This window comes from Streptomyces sp. NPDC057307 (assembly GCF_042667665.1).
Classification (GTDB): domain Bacteria; phylum Actinomycetota; class Actinomycetes; order Streptomycetales; family Streptomycetaceae; genus Streptomyces.
In genome coordinates this window covers 22019-48152 of sequence record NZ_JBHUZM010000031.1, presented here as the reverse complement: position 1 = coordinate 48152, position 26134 = coordinate 22019, and the positions used below count along the sequence as shown (strand labels likewise).

Annotated in this window: 21 protein-coding genes and 2 tRNA genes; 18 read left to right on the top strand and 5 right to left on the bottom strand. The window is 70.6% G+C overall.

What is annotated here, in order from left to right:
• Positions 1 to 238 precede the first annotated feature (238 nt).
• From ACFUN8_RS14680 to ACFUN8_RS14645, 8 genes are all read left to right on the top strand, one after another.
• Positions 239 to 2275: a glycosyltransferase family 4 protein gene (locus ACFUN8_RS14680; RefSeq protein ID WP_383636138.1), complete on the top strand. Its 2037-nt coding sequence runs from the start codon at positions 239 to 241 to the stop codon at positions 2273 to 2275.
• A gap of 295 nt (positions 2276 to 2570) precedes the next feature.
• On the top strand, positions 2571 to 4073 hold the full coding sequence (locus tag ACFUN8_RS14675; protein ID WP_382569234.1) for an SDR family NAD(P)-dependent oxidoreductase: 1503 nt from the start codon (positions 2571 to 2573) through the stop codon (positions 4071 to 4073).
• A 141-nt stretch (positions 4074 to 4214) separates the two neighbouring features.
• Complete coding sequence (locus ACFUN8_RS14670; protein WP_383636135.1) at positions 4215 to 6389, top strand: hypothetical protein; 2175 nt, start codon at positions 4215 to 4217, stop codon at positions 6387 to 6389.
• 273 nt (positions 6390 to 6662) lie between these two features.
• Complete coding sequence (proB, locus tag ACFUN8_RS14665) at positions 6663 to 7790, top strand: glutamate 5-kinase (RefSeq protein WP_383636132.1); 1128 nt, start codon at positions 6663 to 6665, stop codon at positions 7788 to 7790.
• Positions 7791 to 7935: 145 nt separating this feature from the next.
• Positions 7936 to 8463, top strand: coding sequence for a hypothetical protein (locus ACFUN8_RS14660; protein WP_383636129.1), 528 nt, complete (start codon positions 7936 to 7938; stop codon positions 8461 to 8463).
• 105 nt (positions 8464 to 8568) lie between these two features.
• On the top strand, positions 8569 to 9861 hold the full coding sequence (locus ACFUN8_RS14655) for a glutamate-5-semialdehyde dehydrogenase (RefSeq protein ID WP_383636126.1): 1293 nt from the start codon (positions 8569 to 8571) through the stop codon (positions 9859 to 9861).
• 91 nt (positions 9862 to 9952) lie between these two features.
• Positions 9953 to 10549 (top strand): hypothetical protein, encoded by a 597-nt coding sequence (locus ACFUN8_RS14650; RefSeq protein ID WP_382569225.1) that lies wholly within the window; start codon positions 9953 to 9955, stop codon positions 10547 to 10549.
• Between the two features lie 140 nt (positions 10550 to 10689).
• The gene (locus ACFUN8_RS14645) at positions 10690 to 11778 is read left to right on the top strand and encodes a hypothetical protein (protein ID WP_383636122.1); all 1089 of its coding nucleotides are present in this window, start codon (positions 10690 to 10692) and stop codon (positions 11776 to 11778) included.
• Positions 11779 to 11843: 65 nt separating this feature from the next.
• Here the strand turns inward: ACFUN8_RS14645 and ACFUN8_RS14640 are convergent, their stop codons facing one another.
• Positions 11844 to 12962, bottom strand: a complete 1119-nt coding sequence (locus tag ACFUN8_RS14640) for a M48 family metallopeptidase (protein WP_383636119.1) — start codon at positions 12960 to 12962, stop codon at positions 11844 to 11846.
• Between the two features lie 195 nt (positions 12963 to 13157).
• On the opposite strand from ACFUN8_RS14640, the gene ACFUN8_RS14635 reads away from it, so the two are divergent.
• The 6 genes from ACFUN8_RS14635 to ACFUN8_RS14610 all read left to right on the top strand — a co-directional run bounded on the left by ACFUN8_RS14635 (position 13158) and on the right by ACFUN8_RS14610 (position 17107).
• Positions 13158 to 13322 (top strand): hypothetical protein, encoded by a 165-nt coding sequence (locus ACFUN8_RS14635; protein WP_382569220.1) that lies wholly within the window; start codon positions 13158 to 13160, stop codon positions 13320 to 13322.
• A gap of 38 nt (positions 13323 to 13360) precedes the next feature.
• Entirely contained in the window at positions 13361 to 13987 is a 627-nt protein-coding gene (gene nadD / locus ACFUN8_RS14630; RefSeq protein WP_383636116.1) for a nicotinate-nucleotide adenylyltransferase, read from the top strand.
• Between the two features lie 19 nt (positions 13988 to 14006).
• Complete coding sequence (locus ACFUN8_RS14625; protein WP_383636113.1) at positions 14007 to 15746, top strand: LCP family protein; 1740 nt, start codon at positions 14007 to 14009, stop codon at positions 15744 to 15746.
• A 75-nt stretch (positions 15747 to 15821) separates the two neighbouring features.
• The gene (rsfS, locus tag ACFUN8_RS14620; protein ID WP_383636110.1) at positions 15822 to 16253 is read left to right on the top strand and encodes a ribosome silencing factor; all 432 of its coding nucleotides are present in this window, start codon (positions 15822 to 15824) and stop codon (positions 16251 to 16253) included.
• Positions 16250 to 16903, top strand: coding sequence for a histidine phosphatase family protein (locus tag ACFUN8_RS14615; protein WP_383636177.1), 654 nt, complete (start codon positions 16250 to 16252; stop codon positions 16901 to 16903). The genes rsfS and ACFUN8_RS14615 overlap by 4 nt, the downstream gene beginning before the upstream one ends.
• A 131-nt stretch (positions 16904 to 17034) precedes the next feature.
• Positions 17035 to 17107, top strand: a tRNA-Ala gene (locus ACFUN8_RS14610).
• 92 nt (positions 17108 to 17199) lie between these two features.
• Here ACFUN8_RS14610 and ACFUN8_RS14605 read toward each other — a convergent pair.
• Complete coding sequence (locus tag ACFUN8_RS14605) at positions 17200 to 18081, bottom strand: helix-turn-helix transcriptional regulator (protein ID WP_383636107.1); 882 nt, start codon at positions 18079 to 18081, stop codon at positions 17200 to 17202.
• Between the two features lie 94 nt (positions 18082 to 18175).
• Here ACFUN8_RS14605 and ACFUN8_RS14600 point away from each other — a divergent pair, with 94 nt between their 5' ends.
• Both ACFUN8_RS14600 and ACFUN8_RS14595 read left to right on the top strand, forming a co-directional pair.
• Positions 18176 to 19618: an MFS transporter gene (locus ACFUN8_RS14600; RefSeq protein WP_383636104.1), complete on the top strand. Its 1443-nt coding sequence runs from the start codon at positions 18176 to 18178 to the stop codon at positions 19616 to 19618.
• 284 nt (positions 19619 to 19902) lie between these two features.
• On the top strand, positions 19903 to 20136 hold the full coding sequence (locus ACFUN8_RS14595) for a hypothetical protein (protein WP_354603343.1): 234 nt from the start codon (positions 19903 to 19905) through the stop codon (positions 20134 to 20136).
• Here the strand turns inward: ACFUN8_RS14595 and ACFUN8_RS14590 are convergent.
• Positions 20115 to 21407: a glycosyltransferase 87 family protein gene (locus ACFUN8_RS14590; protein WP_383636100.1), complete on the bottom strand. Its 1293-nt coding sequence runs from the start codon at positions 21405 to 21407 to the stop codon at positions 20115 to 20117. The two genes, ACFUN8_RS14595 and ACFUN8_RS14590, sit on opposite strands and share 22 nt — an antisense overlap.
• 119 nt (positions 21408 to 21526) lie before the next feature.
• Here ACFUN8_RS14590 and ACFUN8_RS14585 point away from each other — a divergent pair.
• Both ACFUN8_RS14585 and ACFUN8_RS14580 read left to right on the top strand, forming a co-directional pair.
• Positions 21527 to 21599, top strand: a tRNA-Ala gene (locus ACFUN8_RS14585).
• A gap of 75 nt (positions 21600 to 21674) precedes the next feature.
• The gene (locus ACFUN8_RS14580) at positions 21675 to 22574 is read left to right on the top strand and encodes a putative RNA methyltransferase (protein WP_383636096.1); all 900 of its coding nucleotides are present in this window, start codon (positions 21675 to 21677) and stop codon (positions 22572 to 22574) included.
• 40 nt (positions 22575 to 22614) lie between these two features.
• On the opposite strand, the gene ACFUN8_RS14575 is transcribed toward ACFUN8_RS14580, so the two are convergent.
• Both ACFUN8_RS14575 and ACFUN8_RS14570 read right to left on the bottom strand, forming a co-directional pair.
• Complete coding sequence (locus ACFUN8_RS14575) at positions 22615 to 24210, bottom strand: ferredoxin (RefSeq protein ID WP_383636093.1); 1596 nt, start codon at positions 24208 to 24210, stop codon at positions 22615 to 22617.
• Positions 24207 to 25892, bottom strand: a complete 1686-nt coding sequence (locus tag ACFUN8_RS14570; RefSeq protein WP_383636090.1) for a hypothetical protein — start codon at positions 25890 to 25892, stop codon at positions 24207 to 24209. Before ACFUN8_RS14570 ends, ACFUN8_RS14575 begins: the two co-directional genes overlap by 4 nt.
• Positions 25893 to 26134 lie beyond the last annotated feature (242 nt).

Sequence of the window (26134 nt, the reverse complement as noted above, 5' to 3'; positions counted from 1 at the left end):
CGCGCGGCGTGCGCGCACCGCGCGACGCGCCGCCTGGCCGAAAGACAACTACGGGCATTGATCGATATGGGCGGAATAATGGGTCATGCGGTTTCTCTTCAAGTGCTCGCACAACCGTCGGTCGCCCTCGCCTGTCTTGCATTCGGGGGCGGCCAGTCACGGCCGCGTGAACCCGTCCGGAACTCAAGGGGAACTTGGGACTGACCGCCCAGGACTCCCCACACCGAACGGAGCGTTGATGAAGATCTCCTTCCTCATCCACACCATCTACGGCATCGGCGGCACCATCCGCACCACGTTGAACCTCGCGGAGGAGTTCGCCGAGCAACATGAGGTGGAGATCGTCTCGGTGTTCAAACACCGGCCCCACGCGGCCTTCGACATCGACCCGCGCATCACGCTCGTACCGCTCATGCACACCTGGAAGGAGTCCCCGGCGTACGAGAAGGAGCACCCGCTCCATCTCCGGCCCGCCGAGTACTTCCCGCGCCACGAGGCCCGCTACCGCGAGTACAGCAAGCTGACCGACGAACGGGTCAGGGACCACTACGCCGACTCGGACGCCGACGTCGTCATCGGGACCCGGCCCGGACTCGCCGCGTACGTCGCCCAGTTCGCCCCGGCGAGCGCCGTGCTCATCGGCCAGGAGCACATGACGTACAACCACCACAAGCCCGCGCTGCGCAACGAGATGTACCAGCACATCGACGCGCTCGACGCCTACGTCACCGTCTCCGAGGGCGACGCCGCCGTCTACCGCGCGCACATGCCGCTGCCCGCGACCAGGGTGCTCGCCATCTCCAACAGCGTTCCCGAGCCGTCGGTCGAGCCGTCCACCGGCTCGGGCACGACGATCGTCGCCGCCGGACGGCTGTCCGCCGAGAAGCAGTACAGCGTGCTCGTCGACGCCTTCGCCAAGGTCGTCGCCGCGCGCCCGGAGTGGGACCTGCGGATCTACGGCGGCGGCCCGGAGAAGGAGAACCTCCGGCAGCAGATCGACCGGCTGGGCCTCTACAACAGCGTGCGTCTCATGGGCTCGGTCTCGCCGATCGAGCCGGAGTGGGCGAAGGGCGCCATCGCCGCGTCCACCTCACGCCACGAGTCCTTCGGTATGACCCTCGTGGAGGCCATGCGCTGCGGCCTGCCCGTCGTCAGCAGCGACTGCGACTACGGCCCCCGGGAGATCCTCCAGCCCGGTGTGGACGGCCTGTTGGTGCCCGTCGCGGACCCCGGCGCCGTCGCCGACGCGCTGCTGACGCTCATCGACGACGAGCCGCTGCGCCGCCGGATGAGCGCGGCGGCCGTACGCAACGCCTCCCGGTTCGACCCCGGCCAGGTCGCGAAGAAGTACGAGGAACTCTTCGGCGAGCTGCGGACGGTCGCCGCCCAGCGCGCCGCCGTGGGCGACTTCGCGCCGGTCGGCGACTGCGTGGTGGAGTCCGGCGGCGCGCTGGCCTTCTCCCTCGTCGCCCCGCAGGCCGCCGCGGTCGTCCACGAGGGGCTGAAACTGGTCTGCGTACGCTCCGACGTCCGTACGGAGGAGCACGTCTTCCCGCTCTCCGGCAACGGCACGGTCACGATTCCGGCGGACGAGGCGTTCACCGAGGGCGTCTGGGAGTGCTACGCCGAACTCCCGGAATCCGGACGGCGGGTACGGATCACCGCCCGCTCCATCGACCAGCGCGGCGCGATGAGCGCTTGCGAACGCGCGCGGCACGGCGAGCCGGTCCACAATCTGGTGCCGTACGCGACCCGGCCCCACAAGTTCCTCTCGCTGCGCTCATGGGTCCGGCCGATCCACGCGGAGGCCGGTGACATCCGCGTCGACGGCAAGCGCATCACCGTCGCGGGCGAGCTGTTCGGCGTCGGCACGATGACGCGGGAGCCGTCGCTGGTGGTCCGCCGACGGGGCAAGCCCGCCGAGGAGTTGACGTACGCGGGGAGCAGGACGGGGGAGCGCGGCTTCCGCTTCACCTTCCCCGCGTCGGGGCCGGCCGGACGCCAGGTCGCCAGGTCGGAGTCGTGGGACCTGCTGCTCAAGTACGCCCCGGACGCCGCGCCGGTGAAGGTCGCACGGGTGCTCGACGACGTCGTGGAGAAGCGGCCGATCTACGAATACCCGGTCACGGAAGTGCGCAAGAGCAGGCCCTGGGGACCGTTGCGCAGAGTGGTGCGTAAACTCAGGAGCCGGCCGGCCCAATGGGTGCGGGTACGGATCATGTACATGGGGACCAACGACCTCATCGTCAACGTGGCCGACGCTCCGCTGAAATAACGCGGAAACCGAGCAAACACCCGAACGAGCTGGGGATTTCCCTTACGTAATGCTTATATCGCGGTCGCGAAATAGCGGACGCGAAGTAGAGGTCCCGTGGAGGTGCATGCCAGGTCGGCGTGCCGATGTGGAGTCCGTCACGCCGCACTTGGCCGGATGGTGACCCAATCTGGCTGGCCAGAGGGTGAACGGATGGTTTCCTGTAGGTGAGGGGCATCCGGCGCCCGCCTTGCGAGACGGTCACGGAGAGTGCGACCATCACAGCGCCCCCACTCGTCTCAAGGTAGGTCGTTCTGTGTCTGTGCCGCATGCAGCCCATCCCCGCACCACGGCAGTCGTGCTCGCCGGTGGTACCGGCCAGCGCGTGGGCCTGTCGATCCCCAAGCAGCTGCTGAAGATCGCGGGGAAGGCTGTCATCGAGCACACGCTGTCGATCTTCGAGCAGTCCGACTCGATCGACGACGTGATCGTGCTGATGGCACCGGGTTTCGTGCCCGACGTCGAGCGGATCGTCGCCAAGGCCGGCCTCACCAAGGTGACCAAGGTCATCGAGGGCGGCCAGACCCGCAACGAGACCACCGAGCGCGCCATTTCGGCACTGGGCGAGGGCCTCGCCGACGGTGAGGACCGCAACGTCCTCTTCCATGACGCGGTCCGTCCGCTTCTGTCACAGCGCGTCATCAAGGACTGTGTGGACGCCCTCGACCGCTACCAGGCCGTCGACGTGGCCATCCCCTCCGCCGACACGATCATCGTGACCCGCACCCACGGCGGTGACGGCGAGTTCATCACCGAGGTCCCCGACCGCTCGCGGCTGCGGCGCGGCCAGACGCCCCAGGCGTTCAAGCTGTCCACGATCCGCAAGGCGTACGAGATCGCGGCCGGCGACCCCAACTTCCAGGCCACCGACGACTGTTCGGTGGTCCTGCGCTATCTGCCCGACGTGCCGATCTATGTGGTGGCGGGCGACGAGTACAACATGAAGGTGACGCAGCCGGTCGACGTCTTCATCGCCGACAAGCTGTTCCAACTCGCCTCCACCGCCGCCCCCGTGCAGGCGGACGAGGCGGCCTACCGCGAACTGCTGTCCGGCAAGACGCTGGTGGTCTTCGGCGGTTCGTACGGCATCGGCGCCGACATCGCCGCCCTCGCCGAGCAGTACGGCGCGAAGGTGTACGCGCTCGGCCGCTCCACCACCGGCACCCACGTCGAGAACCCGGAGCATGTCGACGACGCCCTGTCGAAGGCGTACTCGGCGACCGGCCGGATCGACTACGTGATCAACACGGCGGGCGTGCTGCGTATCGGCAAGCTGGCCGAGACGGACAACACGACGATTCAGGAAGCCCTGAACGTCAATTACCTGGCGCCCGTCCAGATCGCCCGCGCCTCGTACAAGTATCTCGCCGAGACCAAGGGCCAGCTGCTCCTCTACACATCGAGCAGCTACACCCGCGGTCGCGCCGAATACAGCCTCTATTCGTCGACCAAGGCGGCCATGGTGAATCTCACCCAGGCCCTCTCCGACGAATGGGCCGGTGAGGGTATCCGGGTGAATTGCGTCAATCCGGAACGTACCGCGACCCCGATGCGCACCAAGGCGTTCGGCGTCGAGCCCGCCGGCTCGCTGCTCTCCTCCGAGGCCGTGGCCCGTACCTCGCTCGACGTTCTCCTGTCCGAACTGACCGGTCATGTGATCGACGTGAGGCAGCAGGACCCGACCCGGGAAGCCTCTTCCGCGGGGTCCGGATTCGAGCAGGCGCTGGCCTCGGTTCTTGACCGTCAGGAAGATGTGTAATAATTCTCGACAAGTTTGCATTTACGGGCCTTTGCGGTCGCCTATTCGGCGAATTGCAGAGGCCCGTGTGCGTGAAGCCACAGCTTCACAATTCCCGCTAACTGTGAAATAACCGGCACCCTCTCCTGGAGCAGGTTCTTCGTGATTTCGACCGCCATTCGCCTGGCCCGCGTGGGCAGCCGAGCCGAGCTGGCCGCGGCAGCCCTGCTGGGGCTGGGATACCCCTGCGTCATGCTCGCAGCGCTGATCCCGAACCTCTGGTTCTTCGCGGCGGCCTGCGCCGTGACCTACGGCGCCGACCGATTCCTGCATAAGCGCGGCAGCTATCTGATCAACCGGCTCAACAAGGTCCGGGCCGGTCTGTCGATCCGCTTCCTGGTACGCCAGTTGCTGCTCGTGCTGCTCCTGGCCCGGATGGACCTGGCCGAACAGCCCCTGTTCTACGCGGCGGTCGCCGGATTCCTGCTCTTCTACGGCATCCAGGCACCGCAGGGCGCGCTGGCGACCCTGATCCGGCTGCGCCGCGGTATGCCGGTCGTCGCCCGCAACGTCGACCTGCACGCCCTGCGCATCCCGGACGCCCCGCCGGAGTACCTGGTCAACCGCTCCGCCGAGAAGATGCTCCACCTCGACGTGTTCGCGATGGCCGGTCTGCTCGTCGCCGCCCAGACCGGCACCGACGCGTACGGCTACGTGGGCCTCGGCCTCACGCTCGTCCTCGGCGCGATCTACATCCTGCTGCTCGTGCCCTACCTGCGCCGCAGCCGCCGCGTGCCGACGCCGCCCGCCGTCCTCGGCGCCGTCGACAACTGGCTGCGGGAGTACCAGCCTTCGGTGGTCCTGTACTTCTCCGGCTCCAAGGAGTCGGCGTACCAGGTCAACATGTGGCTGGAGACCCTGGAGCAGACCGAGGGCCGGCCGCTGGTCATCCTGCGCGAGCGGGCCATCATGACCCAACTCGCCCCGACGTGGCTGCCGGTGCTCTGCGTCCCCGGCGGCACGCACCTGATGAACCTCGACCTGTCGTCGGTCCACGTCGCGCTGTACGCGGCGAACGTCGGCAAGAACATCCACCTGCTGCGCGTCCCGACGATGAAGCACGTCTTCATCGGCCACGGCGACAGCGACAAGATCGCCAGCGTCAACCCGTTCAGCAAGGTGTACGACGAGGTGTGGACGGCCGGCCGGGCCGGCCGCGACCGCTACGCGCTGGCCGACGTCGGCGTACGCGACGACGACATCGTCGAGGTGGGCCGCCCGCAGCTCGCGCCGATCAGGACCGCGTCGGGCGCGCCGGCGCACCCCGTACCGACGATCCTGTACGCCCCCACCTGGGAGGGCTGGGACGACAACCCCGGCAACACCTCGCTCCTGCTGGCCGGCGAGAACATCGTCAAGCGGCTGCTCAAGGCCGAGAAGCCGGTCCGGGTCATCTACAAGCCGCACCCCTTCACCGGGATCCGCGACAAGAAGGCCAAGGCCGTCCACGACCGCATCACCGCGATGATGGGCGCGGCGAACGTGACACGCGCCGCCGAGCCCCGCTGGGCGAAGGAGACGGCGGACGCGCAGGCCGGACAGGCCGCCGCGCGCGCCGAGTTGACCCGTATCGAGGAACGGCTGGCCGCGCTCAGCACGCCCGGCCGGTCCGGCGGCGACGAGTCGGAGGAGTCGCGCGTCTCGCTCGCCGACCCGGAGCGCCTGGACCGCGCGAAGGCGCTGCGGGCCGAGTGGAACGACGCGTACTGGCGCACCTTCGGCTGGTGGGAGCACAAGGTCGTCACGGGCGCCGAGCCCAAGCTGTACGACTGCTTCAACCAGGCAGACGGCATGGTTTCGGACATCTCCAGCGTGGTGTCGGACTTCATCGCAAGCGGCAAGCCGTACGCGGTGACGGACTCCGCGCAGCTGGGCGTCGAGGAGTTCAAGCGGCAGAACACCGCCGTGCGGGCGGCCGTCGTCCTGTCCAACAGCGCCGCCGAACTGGACGAGTTGCTGAAGGCGGTCGCCGACCCGGCGGCCGACCGGCTGGCGTCGGGCAGGCGCGAGCTGAAGACGTATCTGCTCGGCCCCGACGAGCCGACGTCGATCCAGCAGTTCAACGCTGCGGTGGCCGCGCTGGGCGCCAAGGCCGTGGCGCGCAACACCGGTGTCGCGCAGCGACTGAGCGCCCAGGAGCAGCCGGGCACGGAGCCGGAACGCGAGCCTGCGGCCGACCCCGAGGCGGAGGGCGCGGTCGCGGAAGCGGCGGAGGCCGCGGAGTCGGCCGACGCCACGGAGCAGAACGGCGCGGCACAGGCACCGGTCGGGCGCTGACGGAACATCACGGCTACGGCCCGGACGACCTCTTGAGGGGGTGGTCCGGGCCGCACGCATACGAGCGTGCCGCCCGGGCGGTGTACGTGCGCGCCGGCTGGGCCCCGCGTGCGGGCGTCCGTCCCGGCCCGCGAGCCGGTCTCGGGGCCCGGCGGCCCCGCGCGCCGACGGCTGCCGCGGGGCACCTCCACCGCTCTCCCGGACACCCGTCGCCCCTGTCCAGCGCGTGAAACGAGCGAGCGCCGTCGGGGGCCGCTGGCATACATTCGGGCCGTGACAGTGGCAAGGCAGCACGTAACGGAAGCCCGCAGGATCGTCGTCAAGGTCGGCTCCTCCTCGCTCACCAGCGCCGCCGGCGGGCTCGACGCCGATCGGGTCGACGCGCTCGTCGACGTACTCGCCAAGGCCCGCGGCGGCGGTGAGAAGGAGATCGTGCTCGTCTCCAGCGGTGCCATCGCCGCCGGGCTCGCGCCGCTCGGCCTCGCCCGCCGCCCCCGCGACCTCGCCCGGCAGCAGGCGGCGGCCAGCGTCGGCCAGGGGCTGCTCGTCGCCCGGTACGCCTCGTCCTTCTCGCGCTACGGGCTCCGCGTCGGCCAGGTCCTGCTCACCACCGACGACACCAGCCGCCGCTCCCACTACCGCAACGCCTACCGCACCCTCGACCAGTTGCTCACCATGGGCACCGTCCCGGTCGTCAACGAGAACGACACCGTCGCCACCGAGGAGATCCGCTTCGGCGACAACGACCGGCTGGCCGCGCTCGTCGCCCATCTCGTCCGCGCCGACCTGCTCGTCCTGCTCTCGGACGTCGACGGCCTGTACGACGGCGACCCCAGCAAGCCGGGCAGCTCACGTATCGCCCGCGTCGACGGCCCCGCCGACCTGGTCGGCGTCTCCATGGGCAGCGCGGGCAAGGCCGGTCTCGGTACCGGCGGTATGGTCACCAAGGTCGAGGCGGCCAGGATCGCCGCCGCCGCCGGCATCCCCGTCGTACTGACCTCGGCCGGGCGCGCGGGCGACGGACTGGCCGGCCGCGACACGGGCACGTACTTCGGCCGAACCGGGCGCAGGTCGGCCGACCGGCTGCTCTGGCTCGCCCACGCGTCCACCCCGCAGGGCGCGTTGACCCTCGACGACGGCGCCGTACGGGCCGTGGTCGAACGCCGCACCTCGCTGCTGCCGGCCGGAATCGCCGCGGTGGAAGGCGAGTTCAGCGCGGGTGACCCGGTCGAACTGCGCGACACGGCGGGCCGGGCCGTGGCCCGTGGTCTGGTCAACTTCGACGCCAAGGAGATTCCCCAGCTCCTCGGCCGCTCCACCCGGGATCTGGCGCGGGATCTCGGTCCCGCCTACGAGAGGGAGGTCGTACACAGGGACGATCTGGTCATCCTGCATCCTTGACCTTCCCCTGAAACGGCTGAAAGTCCGGTTTTTTGGAAGGGACCTTTACCGAAAGCACCCCATGCCCCGTCCGGGACTGGTCAACTTTGTCTCAGGGGTACGAGGCGGGGTAGCAGTACGACGACGCACCAACAGGAGGCCGCCGGTGAGACGAACGCGCCCGGGGGCGGGGTCCCTCGGGTCAGGAGGAGGCACCTTGCACGCCCGGAGGGCCGCGGGGGAAGAGCGGACACTGACCAGCGTCGGAGCGGGGCCGGACTTCGACGCCTTCGACGACGTACAGGATCCGGGCACGTCCCGGCAGACACAGTCGCGCGGGGAGGACCGCGCGGTGTCGAAGCTCTGGCACATCACGCTCAGCGTGTCGGGTTCCGAGGCGCCGCTCACCGAGGTCAGACGGGGCCTCGAACAGCTCGCCCACGACCATCCGTTCCTGCTGACCAGCAGATACGCGAACGACCACGCGGAGATCCGCTACTGGGAAGAAGCCCGGGACCTGCACGACGCGGCGGCTGTCGCGCTGCGGCTCTGGGGCGAGCACCGGTCGAGCGCCAAGCTCCCGCCGTGGGAGATCGTCGGCCTTGAGGTCATCGACAGGGAGACCTACCACCTGCGCATCGCGGAGGGCTACGGCCCGCCGCCCGCCGCGCCGGTGGGCGTCCACCCGTTCTGACGGCCGGAGCGGCCAGGGGCCGCGCCCTACACGGTGGAGGGCGTGGCCGTCTCGGAGTACGGGATACCGAGGAAGTGCCCGCAGTACGCGCATTACCCTGCGGGCATGACCTCGCTCTCGCCGTACGACAACCTGACCCCGGTCACCAGGACCGCCTACCGCGCCCGCTCCGCAGCCGCCGACCTCGCCCCACTGCCGCGCTCGGTCAAGGACGACGCGCTGCTGGCGATCGCCGACGCTCTTGAGGTCCGTACGCAGGAGATCATCAAGGCGAACGGCGAGGACGTCGAGCGTGCCAGGGAAGCGGGCACCAGCGAGGCGATCATCGACCGGCTGACCCTCACGCCCGAGCGGGTGCGGGCCATCGCCGCCGACGTACGGGACGTGGCCGCGCTCCCCGACCCGGTCGGCGAGGTCGTACGGGGATCGACGCTGCCCAACGGGATCGACCTGCGCCAGGTGCGCGTCCCGCTCGGCGTGGTCGGGATCATCTACGAGGCCCGCCCCAACGTCACCGTGGACGCGGCGGCGCTCTGCCTGAAGTCCGGCAACGCCGTGCTGCTGCGCGGCTCGTCGTCCGCGTACTCCTCCAACACCGCGCTCGTGCGCGTGCTGCGCGACGCCGTCGGCGGGGCCGGGCTGCCGGCCGACGCGGTCCAGCTCGTGCCCGGCGAGAACCGCGACTCCGTACGCGAACTGATGCGCGCCCGCGGCCTGGTGGACGTGCTGATCCCGCGCGGCGGCGCCTCGCTGATCCGTACGGTCGTCGAGGAGTCCACCGTGCCGGTCATCGAGACCGGCACCGGCAACTGCCATGTCTACGTGGACGCCGAGACCGACCTCGACATGGCCGTCGACATCCTCATCAACTCCAAGGCGCAGCGCCCGAGCGTCTGCAACGCCGCCGAGACGCTGCTGGTCCACCAGGACGTCGCCGCCGCGTTCCTGCCGCGCGCGCTGGACGCGCTCGCCGAGGCCGGCGTCACCGTGCACGCCGACGAGCGGGTGCTGGAGTACGCGGAGGCGGCGGGCGGTACGAAGGCCACCGTCGTGGCGGCCACCGCCGAGGACTGGGAGACCGAGTACCTGTCGTACGACATCGCCGCCGCCGTGGTCGACTCGCTGGACGCGGCCGTCGCCCACATCCGGCTCTGGTCCTCCGGGCACACCGAGGCGATCGTCACCACCTCGCAGGCGGCGGCCCGCCGGTTCACCCAGTTGGTCGACTCCACGACGGTCGCCGTCAACGTGTCGACGCGCTTCACGGACGGCGGGCAGTTCGGCTTCGGCGCCGAGATCGGCATCTCCACGCAGAAGCTGCACGCGCGGGGGCCGATGGGACTGCCCGAGCTGACCTCGACCAAGTACATCGTGACGGGCGACGGTCACACACGGTAGGACCGATCGCGGACGGTGGCCGCGCCGGGGTAATCCCGGGGAATCTCCACTGTCTCTGCCGAAATCGCCCTTCCCGGTCTACTCTGAGAAGGTGCCGGACGACGTGGGGGGCAAGCCGTTCCCGGACGGCTGGGAGCCCGACGACGACCGCGGAGGCGCGGACGAGGACTTCGCCTCCGTGGTTTTCGACGAGGACTTCATCCGGGCCGCACCCGTACATGAACCGACCGCTGTCGAGCGGCTGCTGGCCGCCGCGCAGGCGCGCGCCGACGCCGAGGCGGCCCGCGCGCGGTCCTACGGAGGCTCCTCCGACGACGACCGTTACGAGGACGGCTACGGCCGGGCGGGCGAGTACGCCGACGAGCGGCCCTACGGCGCCTCGTACGACCCCGACGACCCGCACGGCGACTTCGGCCCGTACGGACGCCACGGCGGCGCCCTGCGCCCCTACCGGGGCAGCGCCCGCTGGCACCGGCCCGTCGCCTGGCTCCTCGCCGTGGTGATGGGCATCGGCATGGTCGCCCTCGCGTTCACGGCCGTCTACCGCGGGGCGTCGGGCAACCGGCAGGACCGGGTGCCACCGCCCGCCACCACCGGCGTGGACACGTCGCGCGGCGGAGGCGGCCCCACGGCGTCGACGGAGTACTCGGTGCCCAAGGTCTCGGCCGTGCCGCGCAGCACGCCGTGAACCGCCGCGCCGCACCGCGTAGGGCCTGTGAACCAGTGACTCCTGTGCAGGCTGTGACCCCTGTGACGCTCCGTGGCTCAGGTCATTCCTGAGGACGGCGTCCGAGTTTATGTTCGGCCCGGTCGACCTAACCTGAAGGTATGGCAGGTCGTGGAGACCCACCCGAGGGCACGCCCGAGGGGACCCCTGGCGAGGACGAGTACCGGTCCGTCGTCTTCGACGAATCGTTCATCCGCGCTGCCCGGCTCCAAGAGTTCTCCGCCCAGGAGCGGATGGGGGACCACTCCCACGCCGTACGCAGACGTGACCCGGCCCAGAGACCCGGCGCCGGCTCACCGACCCCCCGCAGAGGATCGGTCCAGGCACTGCTGCTGGTGCTGGTCGTCGCCGTGGCCTTCGGCACCGCCGTCTATGTCGGCGTCCGGCCTCCGTACCGGCCCGCGATCACCCGTTCGGCGGAACCGTTGCGTACGACGGTCATTCCGCTCGCCCCGTCCGGCGCGGTGCCGGGCGACACCCCCGAGAGTCTGCTGCGGCGCAGTCCCGCCGCGCGGTTCGACTCGGGCGCCTCGGGGATCGCGCTGCCGCTGGCACGGCGCACCCCGCACTTCACGGAGAACGAGGTGATGACCGCGCTGACCACCGCCAAGGACTACCTCGTCGCCTCGTCCGTCGACCCGGACGTCGTCACCGGCACCGAGCGGCGCTCGGTGCGGGCGCTGCTCGATCCCGATCAGCTCCCACAGTTCGACCAGAGCTTCGCCGATCCCTCCGACGACGGCAGACACGCGCCGGCCGGCTGGCTGGTGCGCTTCGACCCGGCGAAGGTGGCGCTCGCCGACTCGGCCGTACGCGTTCGGGGCACGCTCCGGTTCGCGGAGGCGGGGGCCGGCACGATCGATGTGCTCTCGGACCACACCTTCGTCTACGCGCTGCGCCCCGCCGGGCAGCCGGCCGGGCAGGACGCGTCACTGTTCACCGTCCGGCGGACGGTGCACTTCCGCTTCGACCGGGAGGATCTGCCCCGGCACCGCGTCGAGTTGCTGACCAGCCAGGTCCAGGCGGGGCCGCAGACCTGCTCGACCGAGGCGCCCGGCACGCTGCGACCGCTGCTGGCCGGCGGCAGGGCGACACCCACCGGCCCGGCGGCCACCGATCCGTACGCGACGGGGCCGCAGACCGCCGGGCTGTGCGGCGTACTCGACACTCGCGCACAGCCCCGCGGCTAGCTGTCAGGTCCCGGGGCGCCGCCGTCCGGTCGGCCGCTATTTTGCCGTCGACTACGTGCCGTCGTCTACTTGCCGTCGTCGCCCGCGGGCCGGTCGCCGTTGCCCTCGGCGTTCCCGTTCCCGTTTCCGTTGCCGCCGTTCCCGGACGCGCCGCCCGTGAACCTGTCCCGGAGCTTGCCGCCCAGGTCGCCCGCGCCGCCCGCGATGTCACCGACCAGCTTCATCAGCGGGTCCTTGCTGGTGCGGACCGTGTCCGCGTAGTGCGAGGCGGAGTCGCGGATCGAGTCGCTGACCGACGTGTCCTTGTCCTCCGTACGACGCGGGTAGTGCCCGTCCATGATCCGCTGGAACTCGCGGCTCTCGCCCCACTTCTTCAGCTCGGCGGCGCGCACCGTCGTGAACGGGTGCGTACGCGGCAGGACGTTGAGGATCTTGAGCACCGAGTCGCGCAGGTCGCCGCCCGCCTCGTACTCCGCCGCCTGCTCCAGGAACGCGTCGACGTTCATCTCGTGCAGATGATTGCCGCCCGCGATCTTCATCAGGCCGCGCATCGACGCCTGGGCGTCCTGGCCGACCAGCAGCCCCGCCCGGTCCGCCGACAGCTCGGACTTGCGGAACCACTCGCGCAGCGCCGACACGATCGCCATGATCGCGACATTGCCGAGCGGGATCCAGGCGACCTTGAGCGCGAGATTGGTGAGGAAGAGCAGGATCGTGCGGTAGACGGAGTGCCCGGACAGCGCGTGACCCACCTCGTGGCCGACGACCGCGCGCATCTCCTCCTCGTCCAGCAGCTCCACGAGACCCGTGTTGACCACGATGATCGGCTCGTCGAGACCGATGCACATGGCGTTGGGCATCGGATTCTGCGCGACGTACATCGTGGGGACCTTCTCCAGGTCCAGGATGTAACAGGCGTCCAGCAGCATCGTGTGCAGATGCGCGAACTGCACGTCGCTGACCCGCACCGAGTCGGAGAGGAACAGCAGCCGCAGGCTGCGCTCCGGCAGCAGGGCGCTCATCGCCTTGAAGACCGTGTCGAAACCGCTCAGTTTGCGCAGCGCGACCAGGGCCGAGCGGTCCGCGGGATGTTCGTACGCCCGTGAGGAGATACCGGGGAAGCGCTTGCGCTGCCTGCTCGGCACATTCTCGTGACTGGCTGCCTCGTGGCTGTCTTCGGTCATGGAAATCCCCTGTTCGTACGAGTCATCGGCTCGTCCCCCTGACAGCCCCCACCGTATGTGCTGCGACTACGGTTGTGCGTGGGCCGCCGTGCGCCGTCGACGGCAACAACGTCCGAGTCGGCGTGAGGGTGCCCGGCGTGCCCGCATACGATGTGCGCGAAGTCTCCGCTCCCGATCGAATAGGTCCTGCCGAAGATGAGCCTCTACAGCACCGCAGCCAACATGGTCACCGTCGCCGCCGAGGGCAGCGAGCACGGCGGCAACCACGAAAGCCTCAGCGCCTACCTCACCGGCGGTGGCGCGCTGTTCGCGCTGCTCCTGGCGCTGTGGATCACCACCCGCTTCAACCGCGACCGCTGAGACGGGGCCGTAACGCCGTGCCAGTAGGCTCCGCAGGCATGGGAAAGCAGGAGGCGTCCACGGGCGCGGGAGGTGGCGGCAGGCGCCGTCTCGGGGTGATGGGCGGGACGTTCGACCCGATCCACCACGGGCACCTGGTGGCGGCCAGCGAGGTGGCCGCGCTGTTCGACCTCGACGAGGTGGTGTTCGTACCGACGGGGCAGCCGTGGCAGAAGAGCCAGTCGGCGGTCTCGCCGGCGGAGGACCGTTATCTGATGACGGTCATCGCGACGGCCTCGAACCCGCAATTCTCGGTCAGCCGTATCGACATCGACCGTGGCGGCAAGACCTTCACCACCGATACGCTGCGGGATCTGCACTCCCTGCACGGCGACGCGGATCTCTTCTTCATCACCGGGGCGGACGCGCTGTCCCAGATTCTCAGCTGGCGGGACGCCGAGGAACTGTTCGCGCTGGCCCACTTCATCGGTGTCACCCGGCCCGGACACGATCTGACGGACGACGGACTGCCCAAGGGCGGCGTCTCGTTGGTGGAGGTTCCCGCGCTGGCGATCTCGTCGACCGACTGCCGGGGAAGGGTCGCGCAGGGCGATCCGGTCTGGTATCTGGTGCCGGACGGTGTGGTGCGCTACATCGACAAGCGCCAGTTGTACCGCGGCGAATGAGCCACGGAGAGGGGCACCGGTGAACGACCAGCAGCCGTACGACCCGTACGACCCGTATTACACGCAGCAGCCGCAGATCGTGGGCTACGACGAGTACGGGCAGCCGGTGTACCAGCAGGAGCAGCAACAACAGCAACAACAGCCTCAGGCACAGCAGTACGACCCGTACGCGCAGCAACAGCAACAGGCCCAGCAGCAACAGGGCTACGGCTACGACCCGTACGGCCAACAGCAGGCTCCGTACGACCCGTACGCGCAACAGCAGCAACACCAACAGCAGCCGCAACAGCAGGGCTACGGCTACGACACCGGCCAGCAGCCCGCGACCGTCGACACCTCGCAGTGGAACATCCCGCAGCAGCAGGCGCCGCAGCAACAACAGCAACAGCAGCAGTCGGCACCGGTCGAGGAGCCCGCACCCGCCCCGGCCCCGGCGGCCCCGCCCGCGTCGGCCCCCGAGCCCGCCGTACCGGGGCAGCGGCGGTCCGCGCCCGACGGCGACTACAAGACGGATCAGTTCTCCTTCATAGAGGAGCCGGACGCCGACTCCGAAGACGTCATCGACTGGCTCAAGTTCACCGAGAGCCGCTCCGAACGTCGCGAGGAGGCCCGCCGCCGCGGCCGCAGCCGCGTCGTCGCCCTGGTCGTCGTCATGGCGCTGGCCGTCGTCGGCGGCGTCGGCTACCTCTGGTACGCGGGCAAACTGCCCAGCTTCTCGTCGGACGAGGACAAGCAGAACAACACCGCCACCGGCCCGCAGAAGCGCGACGTGATCATGGTGAATCTGCACAACACCAAGAACAAGGGCACCTCCACGGCGCTGCTCGTCAACAACTCCACGACCAAGCAGGGCACCACCGTCCTCCTCCCCAACTCCCTTCTCGTGGCCGACGGCGAGACCAGCACCACCGGCACCCTCGCCAAGTCCGTCGCCGACAGCGGCTCCCAGGGCACCCGCGAGTCCGTCGACACCCTGCTCGGCACCAAGATCTCCGGCACCTGGCGGCTCGACACCCCGTATCTGGAGAATCTCGTCGAGCTGGTCGGCAACATCGACATCACCACGAACGCCGAGGTCCCGGCCGCCAAGAAGGGCGAGGACCCGCTGGTCACCAAGGGCGAGGAACAGACGCTCAACGGTCAGGCCGCCGTCGCGTACGCCACCTACCTGGGCCCCGGCGAGTCCGAGGTGAAGCAGCTGGAGCGCTTCGGCGCGGTCATGCAGGGTGTGCTGCGGAAGATCTCGGAGGACCCCAAGGGCGCGACGATCACCGTCGAGACCCTGGCGCAGATCCTCGAACCGCCGATGACCGAGCAGGACCTGGGCGCCGCCCTGGCGAAGCTCGCGGCGCACGCCAAGGTCGGCGACTACAAGACGACCGTCCTGCCCGTCGCCGACGACGGCAGCCTCGGTGAGACGGCGACCGAGACCGTCGTCAAGGACATCCTCGGCGGCACCGTCAGCGCTCCCGAGGAGGGCGCCGCCCTGCGGGTCGGTGTGAAGAACGCCACGGGCGACAAGGCGGACACGGAGGCCGCCCGGGTCTCGATCATCAACGGCGGCTACTCCTTCGTCGACGGCGGTCAGGCCGATCCGGCCGCGTCGTCGCAGGTCATCTACGGTGACGCGAAGAACAAGGCGCAGGCGGAGGAAGTCGCCAAGACCCTCGGACTGCCGGTGGACGCGGTCAAGAAGGACAAGGCCCCGCCCAACGCCGATGTCCTGGTCACCCTCGGCGGAGACTACGAAAGCGGCTGATCAAAAGGCTGCGTCGGCTTGTCGGCGGTCCGTGAGACCCTGGGGGTCTCCAGACCGCCGACGAAAGCATCGCCTGTGACCGCCACGGACCGCTCCATCGAGCTCATCAACGCCGCCGCTCAGGCGGCAGCAGACCGGCTCGCGCACGACATCATCGCGTACGACGTCAGCGATGTGCTGTCGATCACCGACGCGTTCCTGCTCGCCTCCGCGCCCAACGACCGTCAGGTCAAGTCGATCGTGGACGAGATCGAGGAGCGTCTTTCCAAGGAACTCGGCGCCAAGCCGGTGCGCCGTGAGGGCGACCGCGACGCCCGCTGGATCCTGCTGGACTACGTCGACATCGTCGTCCACGTCCAGCACAGCGAGGAGCGGGTCTTCTACGCGCTCGAACGCCTGTGGAAGGACTGCCCGGAGCTGCCGCTGCCGGACGACGCCGTCAAGACCCGTGGCAAGGGCGCCGAGCACGCCGATCTGAACGGTTCCATGGAAGGTGAGCTGAGCTGAACGGCAACAAAGGCGGCAGAGGCCGCCGGATCATTCTGTGGAGGCACGGGCAGACCGCCTGGAATCTGGAGCGCCGCTTCCAGGGCACGACGGACATCGAGCTGACGCGGGACGGCGTCGCGCAGGCGCGCCGCGCCGCCCGGCTGCTGGCGTCGCTGCGGCCGGACGCGCTCGTCGCCTCCGACCTCCAGCGCGTCGTGGCCACGGCCAACGAGCTGGCCTCGCTGACCGCGCTCCCCGTCAGTTACGACTCCGCGCTCCGTGAGACGTACGCGGGCGCCTGGCAGGGCCTGACCCACGAGGAGATCGTGGAGCGGTTCGGCGAGCAGTATCTGGCGTGGAAGCGCGGCGAGCCCGTACGGCGTGGGGGCGGCGAGCTGGAGACCGAGGTCGCCGACCGGGCCGCGCCCGTCGTGCTCCACCACGCGGACAAGCTCCCCGACAACGGCACGCTCGTCGTGGTCAGCCACGGCGGCACGATCCGCACCACGATCGGCCGGCTCCTCGGTCTTGAGGCGCACCACTGGGAAAGCCTCGGCGGGCTCTCCAACTGCTGCTGGTCCGTCCTGGGCGAGGGCGCGCGGGGCTGGCGTCTCCAGGAGCACAACGCGGGGACGCTGCCCGAGCCGGTGCTCGGCGACGACGACTGAACGACCGGCCGCCGCGAGGGCGGCCGGGCCGCGATCGAGGGCCGCCGGAGGTCGCCGGACGTGATTTCACTTTCCGGCTGATCGCAGGCTAAAGTTCTTCTTGTTCACAGCGCGGAGCGCGAGGAACATGAGGGGCTATAGCTCAGTTGGTAGAGCGCCTGCATGGCATGCAGGAGGTCAGGAGTTCAATTCTCCTTAGCTCCACACTTTGAATCCCGTCCTCGTCACGAGGGCGGGATTTCTCCGTTCAGGCCCACGTTCAGCCCTCGTTCAGGGCCCTGTTCGGCTCTCCCCGTTCAGGAGTCCTCCGGGAGCCCTCGCCGCCCGCGCAGAACCGCCGTCCTGTGCCGGCTCTCCTCGTCGTCCGGGGTGTAGACGACGATCCGGCAGTCCGGCATCCCGTCGATCGACAGCGACACCGACGTCATCCGTATCTCACCGACCGCCTTGTGCCGGAACGTCTTCACCCGGGGGCCGGGCGGCACCACGTCGCCACTGCTCCACAGCTCCGCGAAATACGGGCTGGTCGCCGAGAGGCGCCGTACGAACGACTCCCACGCCGGCTCGCCCACATGCCGTCCGTACGCGCCGCGCAGCGTCGCCACCATCACCGGCAGCTCCACGTCCCGGAAGACCAGCGGACAGTCGGGCTCCGGCACCGCGAAGAGCATCCACAGCACATTGCGCACCCCGATCTCCCGCATCGCCCGGAGATCGAAGAGATCGCGGTAGGCGGCGTTGGCGGTCAGGATGTCGTAGCGCGCGTTGTAGACGACGGCCGGATGCGGGTCGAGCGCGTCGATGATGCCCTGCACCTCACCGTTCACCCGGTGGGCGTCGGCCTCCCGGTCCGGCGCGTACGGCACCTCCGCCAGCTGGTACAGATGCTCGCGCTCGGTCTGGTCGAGCCGCAGCGTGCGCGCCACCGCGTCCAGCACCTGCGCCGACGCGTTGATGGGACGGCCCTGCTCCAGCCACGTGTACCAGGTCACCCCGACGCCGGAGAGCTGGGCGACCTCCTCGCGCCGCAGGCCGGGCGTACGGCGGCGCAGCCCCGGCGGCATCCCGACATCCGCCGGAGTCACCCGCGCCCGGCGGCCGCGCAGGAACGCCGCCAGCTGGGGTCTGCGCCGCGGGCCCGTCGCGGGTGTCACCGTCATCGTCGTCACGCCCCCCATCGTGCGGTGTCCGCACCGCCCTTGCCAGGTGCTGCCAGTACCCGTATCAGGGGGCTCTCGGCACCGGTGTCCGAACCGGGTGAGGCTCGCCGTCATGACGACCACCTCATCCGAAACCCCGGCGCTCAGTAAAGCCGGTGGCACTGACAGACGGCCGGGCCCGCTGCTCGCCGTCGTGCTCGCCGCGCAGTTCATGGCGCTGCTCGACGCCTTCATCGTCAACGTGGCCGCGCCCACCATCCGTACCGAACTCGGCGCCTCCGACGCCGGGTTGCAGCTGGTCATCGCCGGCTACACCATCGCGTACGCCGTCCTGCTGATCACCGGCTCACGGCTCGGCGGGATACTTGGCCACCGCCGCGCGTATCTCGGCGGGCTCGCCGTTTTCACCGCCGCCTCGCTCGCCTGCGGACTGGCCGCCGGCACCGGCCAGTTGATCGCCTTCCGGCTGGTGCAGGGCGCGGGCGCGGCCCTGCTGATCCCGCAGGTGCTGAGCCTCATCCAGCGCGAGTTCGCGGGCGAGCGGCGGATGCGGGCGCTGGGCGCGTACGCGGCGGTGATCGCCACCGGGGCGGCGACCGGGCAGGTCGCCGGCGGACTCCTGGTCAGCGCCGATCTCTTCGGCACCGGCTGGCGGCCGGTGTTCCTGGTCAACGTCCTCGTCGGTCTCGCCCTGCTCGTCCTCGGCGCGCGGCTGCTGCCCGACGACCGCCCCACGGCCACGGGCCGGAGGCGCGGTCTGGATCTGCCGGGTCTCGTGCTGCTCGCCGCCGCCGTCTCGCTGTTCACCGTCCCGCTGGTCCTCGGGCAGGAGCAGGACTGGCCGCTGTGGACCTGGCTCTCGCTCGGGGCCGCCGCCGTCTCCCTCGGCGCCTTCGTCGTGTACGAGTCCCGGCTCGCCCGGCGCGGCGGCGCCCCGCTCATCGCGCCGCGGGTGCTGCGTATCCCGGGAATCGGCCCGGCGGCCGTGCGGATCACCGTGGCGATGGCGGTGAACGCGGGCTTTCTCTTCGTCCTCACGCTGCACCTTCAGGGCGGCCTCGGCCACAGCGCGCTGCGCACCGGGCTCACCTTCGCGCCGACGGCCGCGGTCTTCGGCGTGGTCGGACTGACCTGGCGCAGCTGGCCCGCCCGCCTCCAAAAGAGGCTGATCCCGGCGGGGTTCGTCCTCACCGCGCTGGCCGCGGTCGCCGTCGGACTGGTGCTGCGCGACGGCGGCTACGGCGGGGTGTGGATGTACGTCGCGTTCCTCGCCATGGGCGCGGGCCTGGCGCTCGGGTTCAGCCCCACGCTGACGGGCGCTCTCGCCGACGTACGTAAGGAGGACGCGGCGGACGCCAGCGGGCTGCTGGTGACCGTGACCCAGCTCGGTCAGGTGATCGGCGTCGCGACCTTCGGCACGCTCTTCCTCGACCGGTTGGACGGGCCGGGGCCCGCCGCTTCGGGCGAGGCCCTGTGGGCCGGCTGCCTCGCGCTGGCCGGTGCCGCGGTTCTCGGCGCCGCGGCCGGTCTCGGACGACGGCGAAGGTCTCGCTGAGAACGTCTCGCCGAAAGGGGACGGCCCGGCCTGATCATGCTGTCCTCCTTGCGAAGCCATGACAGAATCGGACGGCCGGAGGGGGACGACGGTACGGATGGGGAGGAGAGAGCGCGATGCCCGCCAGCAGCATCGACAGAGTCGGTGACCTGCTTGCGGCGGCGGATTCGGCCACCGGCCTGAGCTGCCCCTCGTGCGGTTCTTTCCATGTGGCCCAAGTGCTCGGCGACAACGGCGGAGTTTCCTACGTGTGCACGGCCTGCGGCCACAGCTGGAGCTGAGTGATGGGTGCGCACAGGAGAAAATGCGACTGGTGCGGCAGTGGCACGCCCATCGTCCGGGACATGGACCCGCTCAACGCGGCCTTCCAGTACTGGTGCGAGGAGTGCGCCCGCGCGCTCATCATAAAAGGCGACCCCATCGAGACGTACCGGGAGCTGGAGGGCGAGCCCATCTACGGCCGGCTCCTCGACGAGCACTGCACGCTCAAGCGCTTCTACTCCTTCGCCACCGCGTAATCCCTCGGCTCTCCGGCCGGCACCGCCTCCCGTGCCGCCACGGGCTCTCTCGGCGCCGGGGGACGCCGGGGCGCCCGCTCCTCCCGGTCGGCGACCACCAGATACACCAGCAGCCCCAGCGCCATCACCGGATAAATCGCCGTGAGCGCCATCTGCGCGCGATTCTGGTCGAGTTCAAGCCGTTCCACCGCGCCGTGCGGCACCCGCCACAGCGCGTACGACAAGAAGCCCATTCCCGCCACGGCCGCCCATTCCGTCCTCCCGTGCGCCACCAGGAGCAGCACCATCGGCACGCACCACACCCAGTGGTGGGACCAGGAGATCGGGCTGATCAGCAGTGCGGTGGCCGCGCAGGCGACGGTGGCCTCCGCCGTCCGCCCGCGCCGGGCCGCCGTCACCGCCACGGCCAGCCCGGCCACCGCGACCACGGTGGCCACCGGGAGCCACCAGAGCGAGGGTTCGGTGGTGTGCAGCACCCGCGCGAACACCCCGCGCAGCGACTGGTTCGCGGCGCCCTCGACGCGCCCCACCCGGTCCGCCCGGAAGACGATGTCGGTCCAGAAGCGGTGGGAGTCGTACGGCAGGACGAAGGCGGACGCGACGGTGACGGCGAGGAACGTGCCCACCGCCGTCGCGGTCGTGCGCAGCCAGGGATTCCAGCCGGCCTCGCGGAACCGCAGCACTCCGGTGATCAGCAGCATGACGGCGAAGAGCGCGGGGGTCAGCTTGACCGCCGTGGCGAGACCGATGCCCACGCCCGCCCAGCGGTGGCCGTCGCGCCGGGTGAGGTCCCACAGGACGGCGACGCCGATCAGCAGATTGATCTGTCCGTAGCGGAAGGTCGTCCACACCGGCTCGCACCAGACGGCCGCCGCCGCCACCCACAGCGCCGCGCCGGGCGGCACCGCCCCGCGGAACGTCAACCTCAGTGAGAGGTGCACGAACGCGACGAGCAGCAGGAGATTGCCGACGGTGGCGAGGGTGCGCATCTCCGGGACGCCCAGCAGGGTCAGCGGAGTGAACAGCAGCGCCGCGAACGGCGGATACGTCGTCGGCAGCCCCGCGTAGGTCGCGCGCATCGCATAGAGGTCGTGCCCGTCGAGTACCGTACGGCCCTCGGCCCGGTAGACCATCACGTCGATCATCGAGACCGCGGCGGCGCGCTGCGCGATCCAGAACGCCGCGAACGACAACAGGCAGACAGCGGCGCCGACGAGGACGGAACGCCGACCGGCGGTGACCCGCGCGAGTACGGGAGTGAGTACGGTCACGAAGGGTGACAGTAGCAGTCCTATCGGTACAAATCGGAAACGATTTGGCGGAGGGCCCGACGGACCGTGTAATGTTGGCACCGCCGCCGAGGGGATGCCCGAAGTGCGGTACATCACAAGGGGCTATAGCTCAGTTGGTAGAGCGCCTGCATGGCATGCAGGAGGTCAGGAGTTCAATTCTCCTTAGCTCCACATCTCAGAAGTTCCCGTCCGGACACCACGTCCGGGCGGGTTCTTCTTGTTGACAGCCCGTCGCGGAGGAACGCCGTGTCCAACTCGCCCGCCGCGCCCGACCTTTGGCACCGGCTGCTCGGCGTGCTGAGGTGCCCCCTGTGCGGCACGCCGCTCGCACCCCGGGGCACCGCTCCGACATCCCTCACGACCCTCCGGGGCGTCAACTCCCTGAACTGCGCCGAGGGTCACTCGTTCGACGTCGCCCGCCAGGGCTATCTCAGCCTGCTGACCGGCAACACGAACGCGGCGAACGCCGACAGCGCGGACATGGTGACGGCCCGGACGCGGTTCCTGGCGGCCGGCCACTACGAACCGCTCGCCCGCGCGCTCGCCGGGACCGTCGCGCCGCTGTGCCCGCCGGACGGCACCGTCCTGGACGCCGGGGCGGGCACCGGGTACTACCTCGCCACCGTGCTCGACGCCCTGCCCGACGCCGTGGGACTGGGCCTCGACGTCTCCAAGTTCGCGCTGCGCCGGGCGGCCGGGGCCCATCCACGGGCGGGCGCGGCGACCTGGGACATCTGGAAGCCGCTGCCCGTCGTGAGCGGCGCCGCCGACGTCGTGATCAACGTCTTCGCGCCCCGCAACGGCCCGGAGTTCCACCGCGTCCTGCGGCCGGACGGCGCCCTCGTCGTCGTCACCCCCACCGCGCGCCACCTCGCGGAACTCCCCGCGAGCCTCGGCATGTTGTCGGTCGACGCCGCCAAGGAGGACCGGCTGCGCCGCACGCTGTCCGGTCACTTCCGGCAGGAGCGCACGGACGTCGTGGAGCGGCAGGTCGCCATGACCGGGCCGCAGGTGTGCGACCTCATCCTGATGGGGCCGAGCGCCCACCACCTCGGTACCGAAGAGGTGCACCGGAGCGTCGCGTCGCTGGACACGCCGCTCCCGGTGACCGTCTCCTTCCACGTCTCGGTCTACCGGCCGCACTGACGGCCGCGCCCGGGGCTGTGGCCTCCTTACGGAGGACGCGTCAGCGCCCGCTGCCCAGAGCCTTCCGGCCACCGCCCGGCGGCAGGGCCGCCGGACCTCCCGGCCGCGCGGGCCGCTGCGGCGCCGGCTGCTCGATTCGGAGCGCGAGCGCCGGGCAGCGCCGTACGGCACGCTGGGCACGGCCCCGCAGATGCATCGGTACGGAGGCGTCGGCGAGCGCGGGGTACCCGTCGGGGCCGAGCCGGATCAGCTCGGGCACGATGTCCGCGCAGAGCCCGTGCCCCTGGCAGAGCGTCCAGTCCACGGCCAGTTTCTCGCCGCTCGGGATGGACTCCTCGGCGGTCTGGTAGCCGGGCCCCGGCAGCGGCAGCACGCCGGTGGTGTCACGCCCGCAGCCGCCGTCCAGCACATGGGCGGCGAGGTCGTCGGTGAAGGCGGAGAGGGTCGACATGAAGAACCGCGAGGACCCGTCGGGATGCTTGCACGCGCCTCGCCCCCGTACCGCCTGGGTGACCTCGCGCAGCGCCTCCAGAGCGGCCGGGCCGCCGCCGTTCAGCACATCGCTCAGGCCGCCCGCGGCGGCCGGCAGACCGAGCTTGCAGGGCCCGCACTGACCGGCCGTCTCGGCGGCGAGCCAGTTGGCCACCCGTAGCGCCTCGCCCAGCGGGCAGGTCTCCGGGCCGATCGGCAGGATCGCGCCCGCGCCCAGCGAACCGCCCACCGCCGCCAGGGACTCGCGGGAGACGACGGCGTCGTGCGCGGCCACGGAGTCGATCCAGTTGCCGTGGTAGCCGCCGGTCAGCACGCCCTGGGGGAGCGGCGGCGCGCCCGCGAGCTGGAGGACGTACCGCAGCGGGACGCCCGTCGGCACCTCCACGACCATCGGACGCGCGACGGCGCCGGAGACGGTGAGCATGACGGTGCCGGGCTCCGCGTCGAGCCCCGTGTGCCCGTAGCGGCGCGCGCCGATCCTGGCGCCGATGGCCAGTTGCGCGTACGTCTCGGCGTTGGACAGCAGCGTCGGGGCGCCCCCGACGCCCGACTCGGCGGCCCGCTCACGGCGGCCGGGGGGCAGGGCCGGCCCGCCGTTCGCCGCGCGGATCACGGACGATGCCTCGCCGGAGACCATGCGCTCGGGCGTACGGACCACCCGGGCCCGCAGTTGCTGGCCGCGCCGGTCGGACAGGCCACGCTCGGCGAGCGCGGCCCGCATGGATATCTCGGTGGAGTTACGGGTGACGGCGACGACCAGGGTGCGGGCGCCGAGTGCCTCGGCCGCCAACAGGGCGCCGTCCAGGATCAGATGGGGTGCCCGGTTGAGCAGCACCGTGTCCTTGCGGCAGGCCGGTTCGCCCTCGCTGCCGTTGATGACGACGACGGGGCGTACCCCGCGCCGGATCGACGCCTTGGCGACGGCCCGCAGCTTCTTGCCGAAGGGGAATCCGGCGCCACCGCGTCCGCGCAGGGTGATGTTCTCGGCGAGCTGCGCGAGCAGTTCCCCGGTCAGCGGCTCCAGCGGCCCGTGCACCTTGAGGTGCATGGAGAGGTCGAGTCGCTCGACGAGGTCGAATCCCTGTGTCAGCTGGGGAAGGCCGACGACACGGACTTCGGGGACATCGGGGAGAGGGGCGTTCACTGTCGGTCTCCTGCGGGTGGGTACCAGGGTTCACCGGCACTCGGGGTTCCCCCGCCGTTGGCGGGAGGCTGCTGGAACGGGTCCTCCGACTGCCGGTGCAGTTCGGCTTGTTGGTACAGGTCGGGCCCCGGGGTGGCATCGGGCCGCGGGTAGGGGGCCGACTGTAGGTACGTGTCGGACGGCCGGTTTGTCTCAGCCCGCTGGTACGTCTCCTGCTGCCCGTACGTCTGGTAGGTCTCCGGCTGTTGGTACGTCGGGGGCCCTTCGTACGGAGACGGCTGCTGGTACGGGTCGGCCACCGGCGGCGCGGCGTCGGGGATCGGCTCGTGGGCCCGGGCCTGGACGGGCGGCGGGGGCGACGGGGTCGGCCACATACCGGCCCCGGCCGCCGACGGCTCGCTGATGACCGGTATCTCCTCGGTCATGGGGATGCGTTCGGCGTACGGGATCTCGGGCGACGTCAGCGGGTCGGACAGGTCGGACGGGCCGCCGAAGGGCGAGGGCGCCGGTGTACGGGCCGAGGGATCGGCGCCGAGGGAGACGGCGCGGTAGCCGGCCGACAGGCTCGGACCGGGACCGGGACCGGGGCCACGGTTTGTGGGACCCGGGTCGACGTACGTGTCCGCGAGCGGGTCCGGATAGGGGATCCCGGGCGGTGCCGGCGGGGCGGCGGCGTACGGCGCGGCCGACGGGGGCGCGTAGGAGTCCGGGACGAAGGTGTCCGCGAACGGGTCCGCGCTCGGCGGGCGACCCGCCTCGTAAAGAGGCGGCGACGGCGGGGCGATGCGCGGCGGGACACGGGTCGCGCCCAGCGGCATCGCCGACGCCCCGGGGGAAGCCGGCGCGGAAGCGGACCGCTGGCGCGGGAACCGCTGCTCGAACTCCACCTCCGGCACTTCGGCCGCGCCGGGCAGCGGCTCGCGCGTCGGGTCGCGGCGGCCCGACTCGCGGAGCCCGGACTGCTCCGGCTCGGGAGTCTCGCGTACGCCGCCCGTCCGCTTGAGGATCTTGTCGGCGATCCGGCGCTTGACCGGCTGCGGCAGCAGTCGTACGGAGACGGCGCCGATGACGGCGATCAGCGCCAGGCAGTACATGGTCATGACCCAGGTCGCGGCGGCACGCCCCGCGTACAGGCCGTGCATCAGCGCGAAGCACCAGGCCGGATAGGCCAGCATGTGCAGCGCGCGCCAGCGGCCGGCGATCCTGCCGGGCACGGCGAAGGCGCTGCGCAGCGCGCCGGTCGCGGCGGCGATCACCATCAGGAAGCCGGCGAGCGAGCCGAGGCCGATGAGGCCGTTCGTGCCGGTGATCCCGAGGCCGAAGGGGAGTACGGCGCCGATCAGCGCCACATGTCCGAGCGAGACCTTCACCGTGGCGTGCAGCAGCAGGAAGCCGAGGGAGGCCATCGCGGTGAACCGGTGGATGCCCTGGGCGAGCAGCCGGTGGCGCGGGGAGAGCAGCAGTCGGTCGGTGGCCATCAGGCCCCAGGCGACGGCGGCCGTCAGGGACACCAGCGACAGCACGCCGGTGGTGAAGTCGAGCATCGCGCGGAAGTCGTCACTCCCCGCGACGGCGAGGAGAGGGACGAGGACGAGCGCGGCGACCGACAGCCCGCCCCGGACCGAGGGGCTCATGCCGTGGGTCGAGGGAAGCGCTGAACGGATCTTGCTTTGAAGCGTCATAGGGGCAACTCCGAATGGCTCGGCAAAGCGGTCCCGTTGCTGCCGCATGCTAAGTCGCTCCAAACCGGGCAGTACGCCGTTTGCAGGTTTACCGAGGGGATTGAGCGTCAACTGACCCTGGGGTTGCCCCGGATAGGGTCGATACGCGGAGTAATCCGGGCGCCGAAGGTTCGATGAATCACATATCGCCGATGGCCTGTTCCCGACTCGAACGATCTTGTATGGGTCTCGACAGTCCCTGC